The following is a 509-nucleotide window of genomic DNA, read 5'->3' as shown; positions in this document are numbered from 1 at the left end:
CTTTAGCCCATAGCACTTGTGCGAGAAGACATACCACTTCAGGCGCGTTGTCCGCTTCCTGGAGAGCGTCACGGAACATATCAATCGCACTGTCCATGTTCCGTAGATAATAATGCGCCAGGCCCGCTGTCAAGTGGGCTGACAAGCGAAGCTTGCTGTTCGTTTCAGGATCGAACTTCTCGGCATCTTCTTCCCCTGATAGCATGAGCGCTGTCTCTGCCTTTTCAGCAGCTTCCTCGAATTCATGACGTGCAAGGAGTACACGAGCAATATCCGCGTTTGCCTGGGCGAATCGAGAGAGGGCCGACGCTGACTCGGACACCTCGTATTCTGCCTCTACAGCGGTACAGAGGGTCCGTAGACTGGCTTCTGCGTCTGATATTTCGCCAATTCTCTCAGCCAAAAGAGAGGATAGATGCACGAAGGGTAAATCGGATGGGTCCTGCGAAGAGAGCTGGTGAAGTGCAAAGAACGGTTGAATCAGCGCTGAAACCTCGTTCGAAGCCGAA

Annotated in this window: 1 protein-coding gene; it reads right to left on the bottom strand. The window is 53.0% G+C overall.

Translation table 11 applies throughout. The annotated features are described in order from the left end of the window. The coding region (locus IE142_RS40575; RefSeq protein WP_191889550.1) for a hypothetical protein at positions 1 to 509 on the bottom strand (509 nt) is incomplete at both ends.

Source organism: Streptomyces mutabilis, from assembly GCF_014649815.1.
Lineage (GTDB): Bacteria > Actinomycetota > Actinomycetes > Streptomycetales > Streptomycetaceae > Streptomyces > Streptomyces mutabilis.
The sequence above is the reverse complement of the archived record's forward strand: the minus strand, read 5'-3'. Positions and strand labels throughout refer to the sequence as shown.